Genomic DNA, 17,567 nt, shown 5'->3' with positions numbered 1-17,567 from the left:
TTACTTACGTAAGCGATTATAGATTATTGGCAACCGCTTTGCTCGTCCCAGTCGCTGCGTCTTGAATGCCGCTTCCCGATTCTGAAGTGTCGTTGCTTGTTACGATATAATAGTTTAATTTGCGAGCTCCATCATCATAAAGCCCGATGCCGTTACGATCAAAATCGCTGAACACCCGATTCTCGCTCACAATCACATGCTTCCCGCCTTCGATCTGCAAGCTGTCGCAGGACATACAATTGGCAGGATTCAACCGATTGCGCACGACATTGCGTTCCAGCAGGTTTCCAGTAATCGTTACATTATCTCCCTTCGAGAAAATGCCTTGAAGCTGCTGGTCGCCAATACGATTATCTGCAATCGTGACCTTGCGTGCTCCCGATTCGATCAGGATGCCGATCCGCGTTGTCGTCCCCTCCTCGTCTCCCGCACCGATCCAAGAATTCGCCACTGTGACGCGCTCCGACTCTCCCCCAATGTAAATCTGCTGATGATGGGCGTTCTCAAGAATACTGTTGACGATATAACGAGCAAATCCGTTGCCGACACTCATGATCCCATAATTAAAAGCAGCACCGTTAATAACAGTCGTCGAATCGATATTGATGCCGTTTGAGTTGCCTTCCATCAGTACGCCTATATTTGTCGGCTCCACAAATGTTTTTGACAATTTGTAATCGGCGCCGGACCAGAACACGATATTAGCGCCTGGAAAAACCGATGTCGGCTGCATACTCCCAGTCGTCATCACATTACTGTTAAGGATAGTTACAAACTGTGTATTCAATTGTGTATTGCCTTTCACGCCGACGGAAATGCCATATGCGGCATTGTAGACGTTAACGCCGTCCAAAGTCGTGAAACGCGCCCCTTCCACGCGTATTCCGTACGATGGCGAATTGACGATGTCGGCATTCGGGGCTACGGAACGATCAATCGTCAAGTTTTTCACCTTATTATGCGTCGTCTGTCCGGTCCCTGTCCCGATATGAATGACAGCATCCTCTCCCTTGTTGAGGAAAACGGACGCCCCCTTTCCTGTCCCTTCCAGTTGTACGTTATGTCCGGTTATTTCCAGTGTCGAACTTAATTTATAACTCCCTTTAGGAAAAAATACAACGCCTCCGCCTGCGCTCTGTGCATCATTAATCGCGCTCTGAATCGCGGCCGTATCGTCCGCTATGCCGTCACCGGCCGCATTGTAGGGTGCCGCTTTTACGTTGTAATCCGTCGCGCTCGCCGCATCGGCCGAAATAGGTGCAACTATAGTACCTCCCCCTAGTACAACCGCCGCCAGCATAGCAGCCAGTATTCGCTTGCGGAATTTCAATTGTCTCGTCATCTACGATTCCTCCTTCATTTTCTTAAGAAAATATAACAGAAGACAGTTGAGATGCTACAACTTGCAATCTAGGCACTACCTCGATCGTGAGTATTTTTTTACCGTCCGCCTCAATAGCGATCTCGTGCTCATCCGATATAGTTAATGGAGCGATCCGGTTTTCCGCCAAATCTACGGAATAAGCTTCACCGATCTTCTGCCACCAGCGGAGCGTCGTCCGACCCGTGACATCTGACGCATTGAACAAACGGATCAGGATGCTGTCGCGCGAATCCGCCTTTTTCAGCGCGGACAGGACGAAAGGATGCCGCTCCCCGCCCAGTTGGAGGAACGATTGCGTCATGGGCAGCGCTCCGGTTCCATCCGTCGCGTTCTTCTCTCCAACCGTCACCGCATGCCGCATTTGAACCGTACGCACCGCCAAATGATGCTCATGCGCTTTCCGCCATACTTCTCCTTCCAGCGGACGACCTTGATGCGGCACTAGAGCGAAGCGGAACGTATGCGTTCCCGGGCACTGTCCATCCGGTGTCGGAAAATTCGGTCCGGCACCGCTCACGATCGTCAGCGGATCCGGCGAACCCAGATAGCCGACCGCACGCAGCAGCGTCAAGTACAATGTACCGTCTGCGGCCACTTCGCATTCGGGCAAGCCAAGAGGCGCAACGGCAAAGCCCAGCTTACCGCCGGCATCTGTAATACCGGCAAAACCGTGATTGGGGAAGACGCCTACGGCATCCTCGATCCACGCCTCCTCGTCCGGTTGAACGACCTTCACGGACCTCTCCACAAGATCGAACGCGGCGGAAGCCCAGGAAGTCTCGCTTTTCAGTCCCGTCGGAAACGCCACCCGCAACCGGTGATCCGCAGCCTGATTGTCAAAGGTGACTTTCACGCCAAGCCATTCGTCCTCCACTCCCAGACTTACTTCTGTAACGAGCCGGCAGGTCCGTCTCTCCGAAGCCCGGCGTTTGCGATCAGGCGCCAAAGCCGCAGGCAGCTCCCAACTGCGCTCGATGCGCAGTGCCCCGAGCGCCTCTCCATCTGCGCTGACCGACACAGCAGCCTGAATCCCTCTTGAAGTGAACACCTCATCGATCAGCGGGGCGGAGTAGGTATAACCGTCGCCGCCATCGCCGCCGTCCTCGAATACGAGCAGCCCTTCATAGCATTGGTCGCTCTTCTTGTCATAAAGCGTTATGCTGCCGTCGAAATGCACGTCTGCTTTAAGCCATTCGTTCTCCAGCGAATGCCCTTTCACAATAATTCCCCGTTCCGGTACCCGCTTACGGTTCGGAACTGCCGTGAAGGTTGCATAACCAAGTGCGGGCAGCGTCTGCGGCATAAATGCGACTGTCGCCTTCAGCGAATATTCCAGCCCCGGCAAAATGCCTCGCTCTTCTGGAGGAGCTGCGTTATGCAGCATCGCCATATCGCGCAAGCCTGTCTCATGATGGTGAACACAGCGGAATTCAGGCCGCACATCCAGCAATTGACTCGGAAGCCTATTCCCCTCCGAATCGTAAATATCGATCGTCCGGAAGGAAGGCTCGTTGGCAGGCAGGTACAGCTCCGTCATAACGATATCGCGGCGCGTCCGCTCGAGCGGATTGATGACATGGAATACGATGCGTTCTTTTGGAAGGGCCGAAGCGTCGATTTGGGCCATTAGCGAATAGAGGGCCTCGTCCCTTAGTTGTCCGGAGATCTCCGTCGACCAATCGAAACGCGTCATCATCTGCCGGTGAACCTCGTCCCGGCTGCAGCCGCATATGGAGTCATGCGGGTGGTTCTGCAGCAGATAGGTCCAGCTCTGCTCAAGCAAGCCGGTCGGATAGCTGCTGGCCCCCAGATCGCTCGCTATGACTGAAAACGGCTCCGCCCATCGTTCCAGCAAGTATTGGGCCTGTGCATTGGCCTGCTTCAAGTACATTCGCGACGACAGCACGTTTGCCAACAGAAAATTAAATGCGCCGGTAGTGACACGGTTCGTATCGCGAAGCTCTCCAAACGCCTTGAACAGGTTCTTTCCGTGCGTTATCCTCTCTGCTTCGTTTAGAAATTCATCAAGCGTGCCGAACACCAGCTCGTATTCCGGCAGCAGAGGGGTTGCTTCGCGGATGATGCGGGACAGATCGCGCTGCGGCTCCATATGATCCACACCCACCATCAACAGCAGCGTATCGATACCCGATGCAGGAGCAAGATGGCGCTCTACCGCCCCGCGGATTTGTTCAGCCGCTTTACCCGGATCTGAATAAAGGTGGAACAACTCCGAGTAGCCCAACTGATTGGATAGCCTGTAGGCGAACAGCTCGCTGCCATCCGCCCCTTCCCACGTCAGTTCGGATTGGCTTCGGGCAGCGACTTCGCCAAGACCTCTCCAGAAGACTGCCTGCGACATGCCGAATCCCCTCAACACTTGCGGCAATTGCGAGATGTGTCCGAACATATCCGGCAAGTAGCCAAACTTTAGACTGCCGCCCATCCCCTCCGCCTTTCGGATTCCCAGGGCGAAGTTGCGAATTAACGATTCCCCGCTTACGAGCGATTCGTCCGGCTGCACGTACCAAGGCCCGACCTTAATGCGTCCCTCGACGATACGGGTGCGAAGCCTTTCCCGATCCTCCGGATGAATTTCCAAGTAATCGTCCAGTACGCTGGACTGCCCGTCGAGATGGTAGCTGACATAGTCGGGATCGTTGTCGAGAATATTCAGAAGTTCTTTGACTAGCCGGGTTAGACGGATGCGATAATGTTGATAGGGCAAATACCATTCCCGATCCCAATGGGTATGAGGCACAATATAAATGCGTTTCATCAGCTGTATACAGCTCCTTTTGACATGTTGACATGACCTTTATAATTAAAAAAAAGCTCACATACACTTTCTCAGCCAGTCGATCGTTCGATCATCATGCGGCCGGCGGCGAAAATAGTGCCGCCAGCGGAGTTGTCAGCAGTACCGCCTTGCAATTGTTGCAAAGCGGTACTGTTATTATTATTTTGCCTTGCCTGTCGACTTGCGGACGACCAGCTTCGTGTTCAGCATCACATGCTCCAGCGGCAGCTCCCGGTCCTCGATATGCCGGACAAGCATTTCTCCGGCCTGTTCGCCGAGCCGCTTGCGAAACTGCTTGACGGAGCTGAGCGGAATCGACACATGCTCCAGCATGGGAGAATCGTCGAAGCCGATCAGACTGACGTCATCCGGTATTGCCACGCCGCGCTGTACCAGCGCCTTCATCGCATCAATAGCAATTTCGTCATTGATGGCGAATACTGCCGTTACATTGTCCGCAGGAGATTGAATATGTTCCGTGAGCCGTTCAGCGATCGCCGCCATATTAGCCGGACTGTAGTCTTCCATAACCAGCTCCCGTCGCAGCGGAATCCGGTAATCGCTCAATGCTTCGCAGTAACCTCTATACCGCTCGTGCACCGATGAAGCATAGTCGATCTTGAGCGACACGAAAGCGATATTACGATGCCCTTGCTCAATCAGATAAGAAACCGCTTGGTAAGCGCCGTCAAAGTTGTCGGAAGTGACCAGATTCGTTCGCAGCGTTCCGATCGCGCGGTCGATAATGACGAACGGAAAACGCCGATCGTTCAGTTGCTTCAATTCCTCGTGCTCATGATTGCTGGACATTGGCAAAAGGAGAAATCCGGCGAATTGACCGCTCGAAGCCGCAGCGATTAGGCTCTGCTCCTGCTCTTGACTTTCATCGCTGAAAAAAATAGACACGTCGTATCCGTGCTGGGCAAGCACCCGCTGTGCGCCCAGCAATATTTCCATACAGGTGGTATAGCCGTACTGGTGATGCTGGACATCCGCAAAAATCACAGCAACTCTGCGTGACTCATCCGGCACGGAGTATCCATCACCCGCGCCAGACTGACGATCGCCGGGAGACGCCACGAAGCTGCCTTTGCCCCGCGTCCGATAAATATATCCTTCCATCTCCAGCTCGCGAATAGCCCGGTTGGACGTAATCCGGCTGACGCTGAACTTCTCCGACAACATAAACTCTGTCGGGATCTGATCATGCGGCTTGAATTCGCCCTGATTAATCTTCCTAACGATGTACTGCTTGATCTGCAAGTATTTAGGTGATTCCGATTCCATGGTTACTCCTTTGACAACATATTTCGTATTTGACATTACAAATCTTGTGTCCAGTTTAACTAGAACGAATATGTTTGTCAATGAAGTCAGCCTTTGACGGAACCGGAGCTGAGCCCTTCGATAAAGTATCTCATCGTAAACAAGAAGACCGCCATCAACGGCAGCGAAGCGACCGTGTATGCAGCGTACATCTGCGTTCGTTTGACGTCGTATCCGCTGCTGATGTTCGCGATGCCCAGCGGAAGAGTCCAATAGGCCTGGTCACTGATCGTTACCAGCGGCCAAATATAGGAATTCCAGGAGCCGAGCAGCGTCAAAATCGAGATCGTCATGACCATCGGAATCGCCAGCGGCAGCACGATTCGCAACAGAATACCTCCTTCGGTCGCGCCGTCGACTCTTGCCGCCTCCAGCAGCTCCCTCGATATTTGCTCGAAGAAGGAGCGAAGGAGAAAGACGGCCATGACCTGCCCGCCGGCGATTCCCGGGATAATTAGCGCGAGCGGAGAATTCAACAGGCCAAGCTTCTGCACGATGATGAAGGAGGGAATGAAGGTCAGAATGCCCGGGATCATCATAAGAGAGATGACGGCGATATACAGCGTTTCTTTCCCCCGGAAGCGGAACCGGGCGAAAATATAGGCAGAGATTACGCCGACCAGCAATGTTCCCGCCACAGTAAGGAGTCCAATATAGATACTGTTCCAAATGTAGGGCGAGACAGCCTTCCACCCGAATCCGTAATTTTCCCAGGCAGGATTCTTCCACTCCGGCAGCCAGTAATTGATCGTCATCTGTGCTTCCGTCTTAAACGAGTTCATGATCATGAAAAAGAAACCGTATAGCGAGACAGCCATCATCACGCTCAACCCGATATAGCGGAGCGCTTCAAACAAGATCCATCCGCGGTTGCGCACCGCATTCCCTCCTCTGCATGTTCAAGTTGCTGTTGTCCGGCATCATGCGTCCACACGATTATAGCGATTATTAATGTAGGTAAAACCGATAATGAGCAAGAACAGCACGACGCCGATCGCGGAAGCGTAGCCGACGCGGCCATAGCTGAAGGCATTGTTGTACAACATGAGTCCCGGCACATTCGTAACACCGTACGGCCCGCCTTGCGTGATGACCAAGATGCCTTCGTACGATTGGATGCTGCCGATGATCGTCAGAATGATCAGCAATCTAAGCTGCGGCAGAATTAACGGGATTTCGATACTCCACATTCGCCGCCAGGCCGAAACGCCATCGACGCGCCCAGCGTCGTATAGCTCCTTGGAAATATTGATCAGGCCGGCCAGCAAGATTAATGTACCGACGCCGTTTACCCATGGAAACCCGATAAAAATGAGAGCTCCAATGACCGTATCCTCGTTTCCGAGCCAGCTTGCCGCAAGTTGCCCGAGTCCGATTGCTTTTAGAAGCTCGTTGATCATACCCGTTTCACTCAAAAAGCTTTTCCATAAAAGCAGCCCGACCATGCTCGGGACAACCGCCGGAACGACGAGCAGCACGCGGAAAACATACTTGGCCCGCTCGCTGCGAAGGTGGTGGATCATGAGCGCCACAAACAAGGGGACGCTGACCGCCTTCAATACGTCGGCCACTGCAAAGATCGCCATCACCTTTAGCGCGGGGTAAAACTCGGCATCGTCCGTCAGCAGTTCGACGAAATTGGCGAACCAGACGAACTTGTTGTGATTGACGCCGTTTGAATCAAGCAATGAAGTGTAAAACGAATTGAAAAACGGATAATACGAGAATATGGCGAGCAGGACGAATGACGGAAGCAATCCGACATATAGCCATTTGTTTTTGAACAATGCGCGAAAATCGATTTTCGAAGCCAATCTCCATCCATCTCCTCCGGTGTATGGAATGAAAAGCAGGGCCGGCCTCGCAGACCTGCAAAGGCTAGCCCGCCCTCCCCATGTTCCTTATTTCAATTCGCTATCGATCAGAGCCTGGTCCACCTCACTCTGAAGCAGCTTTAACTGGCGCTCAATCCCCGCTCCAAACGATTTGCTGCGCTGGATCGCAAATTCGTCAAGCGTTATTTTGTCGGTCAAATATTTTTGCCATTGTCCCCAGAACTCGTCCTGATCCTTCTGATCGGCGAAGAACGTTAGGTTGAGATCGGCATATTTGCGTTCAGGAGAAAGCTTCTCTGCACCTTCCATCGGAGGGACGCCAGCAATCGCGGCTATATCCGCTACGTAGCGCTTGCCGCTGTCCGGATTTTTCAATGGGAACAGCTCGGACGCCATTTTCGGACTCGTCAGAAAACGGAGGAAATCAATCGCAATGTTGGTAGCGTTGGCATCGTCCGATTTCTTCACCATGAATCCGTTGCGCAGACCCGACAGCTCATTTGACTCGCCTTTGTCGAAAAAGGCGCCGTTCTCAGGCCCAACCTTAGGGAACGGAATGACGCCCCAGCGGAAGGTTTGGTTCTCCTTGCCATCAGCCTTGAGCGATTCCATATGCTGGTTGATATTGCCGACGAACCAGGTTCCGTTATAGAATTGGGCATTTTTGGCGGTCAGGAACCGCTGCGGCACTTCCGAGCCGCCGATGGCCATGAAATCCTTGTTCATATAGGGAGTCATCTCTTTGAACAGTTGGAAGAGGGAACGGAGTTTCTCCGATTTGGCCGGGTCGAGAATGCCCTTCTTGTAGCCGATCCATAGCTCGTCGATGGTAATCGCTTCGCCGACCGTAGAGGCCGGATCGTTCGGATTGTAGGTCCACCCATCCTTATGCTTCAAATTAAGCGCTTCGTAATCCGAACGGAAAGCTGCGTTCATCCAGTTGCCGATGGTCCACAAGCTTTGTGCGTCGTCTGGTTTAATTGCCAGTCCCCACGGCAAGAGATCCGCGTCCGCCAGCTGCTGATTTACCTGCTTCCATTCATTCCATGTCGCTGGGAGCTCTGTGACTCCGGCCTTTTCATACATTTCCTGGTTGTAGAACAGTCCTAGGCTGAATATCGTCCAAGGCACCATGTTTGCTCGTCCCGCCCCATCGCGCGTCGCATCGACGTATGGGGCGACAAAATCTTCCTTCCACGGTTTCCCCGTATCCGAGTACGGATTCGGAGTATTTAGATAGTCGTCCAGCGAAAGAATCAAATCCTGCGCCCTGAACGTATTCGCCTCTTCCGTGAACATGATGTCCGGCGCACTGCCTCCGATTAGGGTCGTTTTCAGAAATGTTTCGTAACCGTCCCAAGGCTTGATCTGATAATCCACCGTTACATCTGGCTGTACCTTCTTGTATTCTTCGATTGCCTTTTCCAGCAGCGCCGTGTGTTCGGGCATTTTGTTAGAAAGGACGATCTTCCCCTTAAGCTTGCCTGAAGCTTCGGAATTCCCTGCAGGCGCGGTTTCCGTTTGATTTTCTCCTCCACTGCCGGAAGGCGTGCTTATACTCGGGTTGCTGCCTTCATTTGACTTGCTGCAAGCAGATAAGAGGGTCGAAATCGCCAATAAGCTAATCATTGCTAGTTGGATAATGCTCCTCTTTTTTTTACCGGTAAATTTCATCTTAACCTTCCCCCTTGTAAAAATATCGCCCATTATTAAGCGCTTACATGTTCCGTTTACAAATTGTCTTTCACGATTGCGTTTTTTCCGGCGGCGGCCGCATGCACGCCGGTTTCCGGCGACACATTGCCGGTAACGGTGTAGTAATCGGTATTGCCGCTGATATGAATGCCGTATCGGTCGAGACTTCCGAACACCCGATTGTCAGAGACGATGATATAATCTCCTCCCGTGATCTCCACGCTATCGCACACACAGCCGGAATTGACGTTATTTTCAATCGTATTGCCTTGAATAATGACATTAAAGCCGGCTGAGACGATCGCCTGTTTGCGCTGGTCTCCGATTCTGTTGTTGGCGATCGTCACTTTCTGCGTCGTGTCCTCAATGACGATCCCGATGCGGTCATTCCTATCGTTAACGCTGCCTGCTCCGACCCACGAATCGGAAACGGTGACCCGCTGCGAGCCTTCGCCGATATAGATTTGTTCTTCAAGCGCATTCTCGATGATCGAATTGCTGATGTAGCGGGCGAAGCCTTTGCCGATGCTGACAATGCCCTTCTTGAACGGCGCGCCGTTAATGACCGTCGTTTCGTTGATATTGATACCGTTTGCATTGCCTGTCATCAAAATCCCTACATGGGTCGGCTCTACGAATGTCGTGTTAACCTTATAGTCCGCGCCTGACCAGAAAACGATATTCGCCCCGGGAAACGTCGATACCGGTTGCATGCTTCCGGAATACATGACGTACGAATTCACGATGTTCGTAAATTGGTTCGGGAATCCGTCCCCGCCTTTCTCCCCTACTCCGATGCCATAGGCAGCATTGTAGACGATGACGCCATCCAAGGTTGTGAAGCGGGCGCGCTCGACATGGATACCGTACGAAATCCGTTCCTCAATATTCGGATCGGGCGGCACGGCGCGATCGATCGTCAAATTCGTTACTTTGTTATGTGTCGTATGCATCATTTCATTCTCGTTGCCGATTTTAATGACCGCGCCCTCGCTCTTATCCATGAAAACGACCGATGCTTTCCCCGTCCCCCGCAACTCTACGTTGCTGCCCGACACAAGCAGCGTTGACGAGACTTTGTATTTGCCGACAGGGAAAAAGACGATTCCCCCTCCCGCGCTCTGCACATAGTCGATGGCGCCGTTGATTGCCTCTGTGTCGTCCGTGGTGCCGTCTCCTTTGGCGCCATGCCTCCGAACATTGTAGACCTCTTCCTCTTCGAGGAAGCCTGAAGAAACGTTCTGGCTATCGCGCTGGCCCCACAGAACAAGAAATGCGATTGTTGCAGCCGACAATAACAAGGCAAAAATAATGATCCTTGTTCTATTTGTCTTTACAATTGACATGTAACCCCCCTCTTACTTATATGATTCAGCCAGTAAACCTTGAGTTTCCACCAGAAACCAAGTGTTTTATGGTCTGATATGAATAAAAGTAGCATGACAAATATGTAATGTCAACATAAATTTGTCATGCTATTTAAGCAACGAACTAGGGAGTTTGTCTGTTTACCTTTCAAACGCAGTTTTGAATCGGCTCCATTATTTGACCGAGGAGCGGAATGGTCGCCATACAATGTTTTATCGATTACATAATGTATTGACATATTATAATTTGACATGATATATTCCACGCGTAACCCGTTATCTATTTTTATCCGTGGAGGTGTTATGTCTCAGTTCTCGCATTCAGTTGCAATGAGCCTGGCATGATCTCAAATCCTAGAGGAGGAACGCTGTGTGAGGAGCTTGTGGCTTGCCCTACCCATCTTTTGTTTTACGATCATAGTAATGGGAGCGTTTGCAATGAATAAAGCTGAAGCTTATACCGACAAGGTCAGCCTTAACGGGACTTGGCAGATCTACCCTGATATAGAGAATGACGTTCGAATCATTAAGTACGATTCCGGCGTTCGCGACGCGTCAACCGTAATTGGACGCTATTCGCCGAATGGAAAATCCTACATCGAACGTATGGTGCTGAACATCCCCAATAGGAACGATGTCCAATATGCCAAAATTATGGCCCAGATTCATGTAGGCAGCAATCTTGCGCGAAAAACAGGCGAAACCTGTTACTGCTTAAAGGTGAATATTAACGATGGCCAATGGCAGCATGTAGATCTTCGCGAATATATGGACAATAAAACGCATTGGATCGAAATTCCTGTGAACAATGCCGATTTGCTCGATGGCGACAACGCTGTCACATTCGATTCGAGCATTGTTAGCAGCAGTAATATGGGAGATGATTCTCTAGACTTATTGGCAACAATCCCCGGCGGCGCAACCACTCGTGCGTGGTACAGCAATGACGGCGTCAACTTTATACAAAATAGCGATCGACATTGGAATGTCCGCCTGCAGTATTCGAAGCTTGATCATGCAGTCTGGCAAAATATCGCCGTTCCCTCGGCATGGGAAACAAGTCTGATCTTCGACGGCGTCAAAAGGAATTTTGTAAAAGTAAAATTAAATGACAACGAGTGGGTATCCGCCGATCTTTCCAGTCTGCAGGATAACGCCAACCACTGGATCGAAATTCCGGTTCCGATCAGTTATCTGAAAACGGGCAATAACTCTATCCTTCTTGATTCGACAATCGACAACCCCGGAAACATGCAACCGAACACGCTGGATGTATTCGCAAGCGGCAACGCTCCGTCGGGAAAAAGCTACTGGTCAAACGATTTAACAAATTGGACAGCCGCAACGGATCGCAACTTTAATATCCGGCTAATGACTTACAATTCCTCGTCAGCCACTTGGGAGGAGTCGAAATACGATAATGGAGGAACGGACCATACGGTCGTTATCGGTCAATATAATCCTAATGGATTACGCTATTATGAGCGTACCGACCATCAAATCGGAAGCCTGTCCGACCTCTCCGCCGCTAAAGTCAGAATTTACGCTCACGTAGGCAATACGATCGATTCAGTTTACCAGGACCCGAAACGCTTCGATGGAGTCGGCTGGTACAAGACGGAGCTTTCGATTCCTTCGCTTGCATCTGATGAAATCAAATGGCTGCAGTTCGATGCTGCTGATTATAAGCTGGAAGCATGGTTGAACGGCAAGTTCATCGGTTCCCACGAAGGGGGCTATGTACCGTTCAAATTCGATATCAGTTCGAAGAACAACATCGTTAATGTAGGCGGAACGAACTCGCTGATCGTTCGAGTAACCGATCAATTTGATTCGCGAATGAACTCGGGAACCGGGGCCATTCCCATTAAAGAGACGAATGCCGGCTTTCTGCAGGATACAATCGCCATTAATTACGGCGGAATTTGGCAAGACGTCAACTTAAGCACCTCCAAAAACATCTATATAGAAAATATATATATGAATCCCGATATCGACAACAATCGTGCAGAAGTGCGATTGAGCGTGCACAACAAGAGCAATACCTCAAGAACGTTAGCGATTCATTCCGATATTACGCCTCGTGCCGGAGGAGGCTCCTCCTATTCAGGTTCGAGCACCATCACGCTGGATGCGCACGGGATGGCCAACGTCAGCTTCTATGTAAATATGCCGTCCTCCACTCTGTGGTCACCATCCGATCCTTATCTCTATACGTCCGTCGTATCGGTGAAAGAAGGATCGTCCGTGCTCGATACCCAAACCGTAGATTTTGGGATGCGGAAAATAAGCGTGTCAGGCAAAAAAATTCTACTGAACAATCAAAATATTTTCCTTACCGGCATGCTTCACTGGGGACTTTATTGGGACACGATTGCAGAGACTCCATCCGTCTCGCAAGTACAAAAAGAAATTGCCGATCTGAAGAACGCAGGATTCAATGCCATCAAGTTCACCCTGACAGTGCCGCCAAAGTATGTGCTTGACGAAATGGACCGACATGGCATGCTCGCCTACATTGAATATCCGATCTGGCATCCGGTAGAGTCGGATGATTTCTTCTCCAGATCACGCAGCAATATCACTGAAATGGTTATAAAAGATCGCAACCATCCGAGCGTTATCATGAGCGACTTCAGTTGCGAAATGCCGACCTTCTCGCCCCAAATGGATTCCTTAATGCTCGATTTGTACAACATGGGCAAGTCACTGGCGCCTAACCGGCTCTTTCTGGACAACAGTTCAGTAGGAATGACGAAATACGGCGATTTTTATGCGACCCACCCCTACTATCAACTAAACAAATTCAAAGAAGTTATCGACGTTTGGGCGAATGCCAGGGCTAGCGGCGGCTTGGATAAACCCCTTATTTTGGGCGAATATGCCGATACCGATACCATTCGGAATACGACTGCGATCAAGAACGCCAACGGCGGAACATTGCCTTGGTGGTGGACGATGTTCGGAACGAAAGATCCTGAGACGATTTTGCAAAATCAAGGCTTCAGTCTCGGGCAAATCGATGCGTTCAGATCGTCTTCCGTCGCGAATGCGCAAATGTCCAAGAAATATTATATCGAAGCCTCAAAAATGAATAGCAGAGTTGCCGGATTGTTTGTTACTCACATTCGCGATATCGCACAAACCCAAGCGGGTTTTTATGACGATAACGGCGATCTAAAGTTCGATTCGGCTGAATTGAAAAAATCGACAAATCCGACGACGTTATTGCTTGAACGGCAGACGCTCAATGTTTGGGGAGGTTCTTCGTTTACCGTTAGCCCGAAGCTGTCGCATTACGACGGAACGGCAATTACGAATGGCACCGTCGCCTGGAGGCTTATGGCAAACGGAACTGCCGTCTCATCCGGTACTAGCCAGACCGGCGTAGCGCTTGCCAACGGCGATGTATACGACTTGAACGCGATCACCTTCACTACGCCCGACAGTGCAAGTCCGTATAAATATACGCTTCAAGTGACACTTACCGCTAACAGTGGAGAATATCTCATTACGAATGACTGGCCGGTCTGGGTGTATCCGAATAAACCTTTATCCAACCCTGATAAAACGGTTCAAGTTTACGACCCTGCCAATAAATTAGCTCTAACAACTAGTTATCCCTGGATGACGACTTGGGCTAATGACAATCCGGATCTGCTTATTACGACGGATTGGAGCTCAGCTATCGACAGCTATCTGAACAATGGCGGGAAAGTGCTCTATGTCGGTCACGGCGCCGGACCGGTCACATCCAATTCAAGCACGTTTAATATTTGGGCATATGCCTTTATTCCGAACGGGCATCCGGCATTGGGTCAATTCCCTCACGAAGGCTTCAGCGACCAGCAGTTTCTCGATCTCGCAACCGATTATTCGCTCGATTACAACGGTTTTTACGGCGGAACGAATCTTGCAGCTCATCAACCTATAATTGCAAGAATGGATTTACGCGGTTATTCCGTAAGCTCCTACTTATCCGAATTCAATGTCGGCAGCGGACAACTGCTTCAAACGACTCTGCGGCTTGACAGCCTTGCGGCGGGTGGCGACCTGGCTGGCGATCTCAATACCGATCATGACGCCAGGGAGAACGTGGCAGGAAAATATCTGCTGGATCAATTGCTGAAATACGAGTTAGGTCTAGTCGTAAGCGGCAACAAGGCTCCTGCAGCCAATCTAGTGGAAACTTCTTCGGAAGATCCGACGCTTAATGGCGCCCTTGCCATTGATGGCATCAAACAAATTTGGGGATCCGGAGAATGGGCATCCAACGGCGAGGAGCGTCCATGGATTAGATTGACTTGGAACTCCGGCATTACGATTGAATCCGTCAAACTGTATGACCGTTCTAATCCGTATGATAACATTCAGTCCGGCACGCTGACATTCAGTGATGGATCGAGCGTCGCTGTCGGAGCGCTCGATAACGCCGGGGACCCGACTACAGTGACCTTTCCGGTAAAGAGCGGCATTACATGGATCAAGTTTCAGGTCGATTCATCCAGCCCCGGCTGGCTTAACAACGGCTTGTCTGAAATCGAAGTTTTTTAGAGCTGCAAAATAAAACGTGCTGCCGGCCTTGGATGACGATCCTTGGGCTGACAGCACGTTTTTTTCTGTTCCACTTTAATACACGATCCGAACTCACAAAGACGCCGTCTATTGGGCAGGTGCCTGAATGGATTCCGGTATGCTCCGGTCTTCTCTCTTTTCGACGAATAGCGGATCCATGTATCCGAGCTTTGTCTTAATCGCGTTCATCTGCGCCTTCGCTTCGGCTTCCGTGTCGTAAATCCCCGCCTCGACGAAGTATAAGCCTTGTTTATCTTTAAGCACGCGCATGTTGTCTACGCCGAACAACATTTCTTCCGCGATTCCAACAGACTCTCCGAAAGGGAAGGATGCCGTACGCACGGAATATACCGGAGGTCGATCTATATTGCGATCCGGATCCGAAGCGATTGTAATGACCACCTGTGCGGGCTCCTTGTACTCATGGACTTCGTAAGTTACCGCTTCTTTGAACGTTACGTTAAACCGAACCATCGAATCGTCCAAAGTAATGAGCTCGTATGCGTCCTCGATCCGTTTGCTCTTCTTTAACGCGGCGAAATCTTTAACTGCGGAAAATTTCCTGGCGCCGCCGACCGTAAAAGTCATCGTATGAGGATACTCCGAGAACGAGACGTGGAAGGAGCTGGCCACCTGCTGCGCCTCGCCGTTCTGCGCGAAGTTCAAAATAATGCTTTCCTTGTCCCCCTGCTCCTTCACCGTTATAAAGTTAACGTCCGTCGCGTCCTGGATCGTTCCTCCCCCTGCGCTCCCTTTGTTGAACTGTAAAATTTTCACCAGTGTGCCCAGTCCGGGAACCTCTTGCAAGCTATTCGCGAACGCCGGAACCGTATTGATGCCGATTGTAAAAACGATGAGCAAAGCTGCCGCGCTGGCGCTTACCCGTCCGATCCACCGCCGGCTGCGCCGTCTCGCATTCGGTTGAACCTGCTGCTGTTTTCCTCTCTCTATTCCTTTGAGAACGGCTATTGACAACTCATCGGGAATGTCGATCTCGTCGTAAGCTTGCTTCATTCGTTTGAGCCTCTCATCCAATGGACTCACTCTCCTCCAGCTTGATTTTCAACCGCTCCAGCCCCCGGTAGATGATCGATTTCACCGAACTGAGCGGCGTATCAAGCACGTCCGCAATGTCCTTGAGCTGCATGTCCTCGAAATACCTTAACATAATAGCCGTTCTGGATTTCTCGTCGAGACTGCCCAACGCTTCGCGCAAATCCATCGCTTCTTCGTTATGGTTCGGTTCATAGCTGCCTTCGGCTCCCGGTTCCGCGTATACGACTTTTTTCGATTTGCGCACGAAATCCAAAGCGCTGTTAATCGCAATTTTCGTTAACCATGTATTGAAGTATTGCGGCTGCTGCAGCTTGTGGACGGCCAGGAAAGCGCGATATACGGTCTCCTGCACGACTTCGAGCGCATCCTCCCTGTTTCTTACGTACGTATAAGCCATACGGTACAGTCGCTCTCTCTTGGACTGGATCAAGATCGTGAAGCTATTTTCATCGCCGCCTATCGCTTTTCTCGCTAGCTCCGCTTCTTCCATTGCACCAACCTCCCGTCGCCAGAATTCGGAAAGACGCGTTTAACCGTGTGACTCCCCGCGTCGTTCGCTTGCCGCAATGCCGCGGGGAAATATCCATTGAAAAAACTTATTTTAGTTCGTATACGACTTTATTAACCGCATCGCCGGATTCCATGTCGATTTCGTACAGCTCGAACGTCAACGGCTGATCACCGGACAGCTTGCTTGCGGGAATTGAAACTTCCTGAGTGAATGTTCCCCATTCCGGAGCGCCCATCGATGCCGTACCGAAGCCTTCCGCTACGACGACGTCGTCTTGTTTCACGGCGTAATTGTAGGTGCCTTCATGGACCCGCGCTTTGCCCGTCACCGTATATTGAACGTTGGAATCGGACACTTTTATGCTGCGGAACGTTTTAACCGATTTCCCCGTACTTACGGCAGATTCCTTATTCAACTCGAAATTCGTTTTGTTCACGGCATCGCCGGATTCCATGTCGATCTGAAACAGTTCCATCGTCAGAGCTTGATCGTCGGACAGCTTATTCGCGGGAATCGAAACTTCCTGAGTAAACGCCCCCCATTCCGGAGCTCCCATCGATGCTGTACCGAAGCCTTCCGCAACGACCTCGCCGCTTTGCTTCACAGTGTAGTTGTAGGTGCCTTCATGGACTCGAGCTTTGCCGGATACGATATACTGCACGATGCGATCCGATACTTTGACGTTGCGGAAAGCTTCTTCTTTGGCTGTTTCTTCGGCGGCTTTTACGGCAGGCTTAAGGAAGCTTTGGTCGAACTGTTGCGAAAATTTCTGCGCCCAGGACGTGTTCATGACTCCAAAAAAGGCGGAGCCTCCGATAACGACAGCCGTGCTCAATGCGATGATTTTTTTATTCATGGTTGTGTACTCCTTATATTGTGATATTTTTCGCAGCTTCATGAAGTTACATTCGTTAGACGCAGAGGTTGTTCGAAAAGACGCAATAAATCGGTTGGGAATTTTTTGCTGTGAGGGACGGCGCACTTGCGATGACTTTCCATGGCGCTCTTCTATCCATCT

At 50.9% G+C, this 17,567-nt stretch carries 10 protein-coding genes and 2 pseudogenes; 1 reads left to right on the top strand and 11 read right to left on the bottom strand.

Features of this window, described 5'->3' with window-relative positions:
• Positions 1-16: 16 nt before the first annotated feature.
• The 8 genes and pseudogenes from DFP98_RS20585 to DFP98_RS40280 all read right to left on the bottom strand — a co-directional run.
• Positions 17-1,342, bottom strand: coding sequence for a glycosyl hydrolase family 28-related protein (locus tag DFP98_RS20585; protein ID WP_116062491.1), 1,326 nt, complete (start codon positions 1,340-1,342; stop codon positions 17-19).
• Between the two features lie 22 nt (positions 1,343-1,364).
• The gene (locus DFP98_RS20580; protein ID WP_116062490.1) at positions 1,365-4,163 is read right to left on the bottom strand and encodes an alpha-mannosidase; all 2,799 of its coding nucleotides are present in this window, start codon (positions 4,161-4,163) and stop codon (positions 1,365-1,367) included.
• Positions 4,164-4,343: 180 nt separating this feature from the next.
• Entirely contained in the window at positions 4,344-5,471 is a 1,128-nt protein-coding gene (locus DFP98_RS20575) for a GntR family transcriptional regulator (RefSeq protein ID WP_181917824.1), read from the bottom strand.
• Between the two features lie 86 nt (positions 5,472-5,557).
• Positions 5,558-6,388, bottom strand: a complete 831-nt coding sequence (locus DFP98_RS20570) for a carbohydrate ABC transporter permease (protein WP_116062488.1) — start codon at positions 6,386-6,388, stop codon at positions 5,558-5,560.
• A 42-nt stretch (positions 6,389-6,430) separates the two neighbouring features.
• Positions 6,431-7,324, bottom strand: coding sequence for a carbohydrate ABC transporter permease (locus tag DFP98_RS20565; protein WP_116062487.1), 894 nt, complete (start codon positions 7,322-7,324; stop codon positions 6,431-6,433).
• Between the two features lie 87 nt (positions 7,325-7,411).
• Positions 7,412-9,019: an ABC transporter substrate-binding protein gene (locus tag DFP98_RS20560; RefSeq protein WP_220377141.1), complete on the bottom strand. Its 1,608-nt coding sequence runs from the start codon at positions 9,017-9,019 to the stop codon at positions 7,412-7,414.
• A gap of 56 nt (positions 9,020-9,075) precedes the next feature.
• A pseudogene (locus DFP98_RS40285) lies at positions 9,076-9,648 on the bottom strand (right-handed parallel beta-helix repeat-containing protein); the annotation flags it as partial.
• Positions 9,649-9,846: 198 nt separating this feature from the next.
• A pseudogene (locus DFP98_RS40280) lies at positions 9,847-10,386 on the bottom strand (glycosyl hydrolase family 28-related protein); the annotation flags it as partial.
• 459 nt (positions 10,387-10,845) lie between these two features.
• On the opposite strand from DFP98_RS40280, the gene DFP98_RS20550 reads away from it, so the two are divergent.
• The gene (locus DFP98_RS20550) at positions 10,846-14,961 is read left to right on the top strand and encodes a glycoside hydrolase family 2 protein (protein WP_181917822.1); all 4,116 of its coding nucleotides are present in this window, start codon (positions 10,846-10,848) and stop codon (positions 14,959-14,961) included.
• Positions 14,962-15,069: 108 nt separating this feature from the next.
• On the opposite strand, the gene DFP98_RS20545 is transcribed toward DFP98_RS20550, so the two are convergent.
• From DFP98_RS20545 to DFP98_RS20535, 3 genes are all read right to left on the bottom strand, one after another.
• Positions 15,070-15,996, bottom strand: coding sequence for a DUF4179 domain-containing protein (locus tag DFP98_RS20545; RefSeq protein WP_246016620.1), 927 nt, complete (start codon positions 15,994-15,996; stop codon positions 15,070-15,072).
• Between the two features lie 13 nt (positions 15,997-16,009).
• Positions 16,010-16,528, bottom strand: coding sequence for a sigma-70 family RNA polymerase sigma factor (locus tag DFP98_RS20540; protein WP_116062482.1), 519 nt, complete (start codon positions 16,526-16,528; stop codon positions 16,010-16,012).
• 106 nt (positions 16,529-16,634) lie between these two features.
• On the bottom strand, positions 16,635-17,405 hold the full coding sequence (locus tag DFP98_RS20535) for a Gmad2 immunoglobulin-like domain-containing protein (RefSeq protein ID WP_181917821.1): 771 nt from the start codon (positions 17,403-17,405) through the stop codon (positions 16,635-16,637).
• Positions 17,406-17,567 lie beyond the last annotated feature (162 nt).

It is taken from the genome of Cohnella phaseoli (genome assembly GCF_003386235.1).
GTDB lineage: Bacteria > Bacillota > Bacilli > Paenibacillales > Paenibacillaceae > Cohnella > Cohnella phaseoli.
Note: the sequence above shows the minus strand (reverse complement) of the source record. Positions and strands in the feature narration are given on the sequence as shown.

Bases quoted from the DNA above. Each gene is read 5' to 3' on its own strand.
- DFP98_RS20550 (WP_181917822.1), top strand. From the start codon at position 10,846: ATGAATAAAGCTGAAGCTTATACCGACAAGGTCAGCCTTAACGGGACT.
- DFP98_RS20580 (WP_116062490.1), bottom strand. From the start codon at position 4,163: ATGAAACGCATTTATATTGTGCCTCATACCCATTGGGATCGGGAATGG.
- DFP98_RS20535 (WP_181917821.1), bottom strand. From the start codon at position 17,405: ATGAATAAAAAAATCATCGCATTGAGCACGGCTGTCGTTATCGGAGGC.
- DFP98_RS20540 (WP_116062482.1), bottom strand. From the start codon at position 16,528: ATGGAAGAAGCGGAGCTAGCGAGAAAAGCGATAGGCGGCGATGAAAAT.
- DFP98_RS20545 (WP_246016620.1), bottom strand. From the start codon at position 15,996: ATGAAGCAAGCTTACGACGAGATCGACATTCCCGATGAGTTGTCAATA.
- DFP98_RS20585 (WP_116062491.1), bottom strand. From the start codon at position 1,342: ATGACGAGACAATTGAAATTCCGCAAGCGAATACTGGCTGCTATGCTG.
- DFP98_RS20575 (WP_181917824.1), bottom strand. From the start codon at position 5,471: ATGGAATCGGAATCACCTAAATACTTGCAGATCAAGCAGTACATCGTT.
- DFP98_RS20560 (WP_220377141.1), bottom strand. From the start codon at position 9,019: ATGAAATTTACCGGTAAAAAAAAGAGGAGCATTATCCAACTAGCAATG.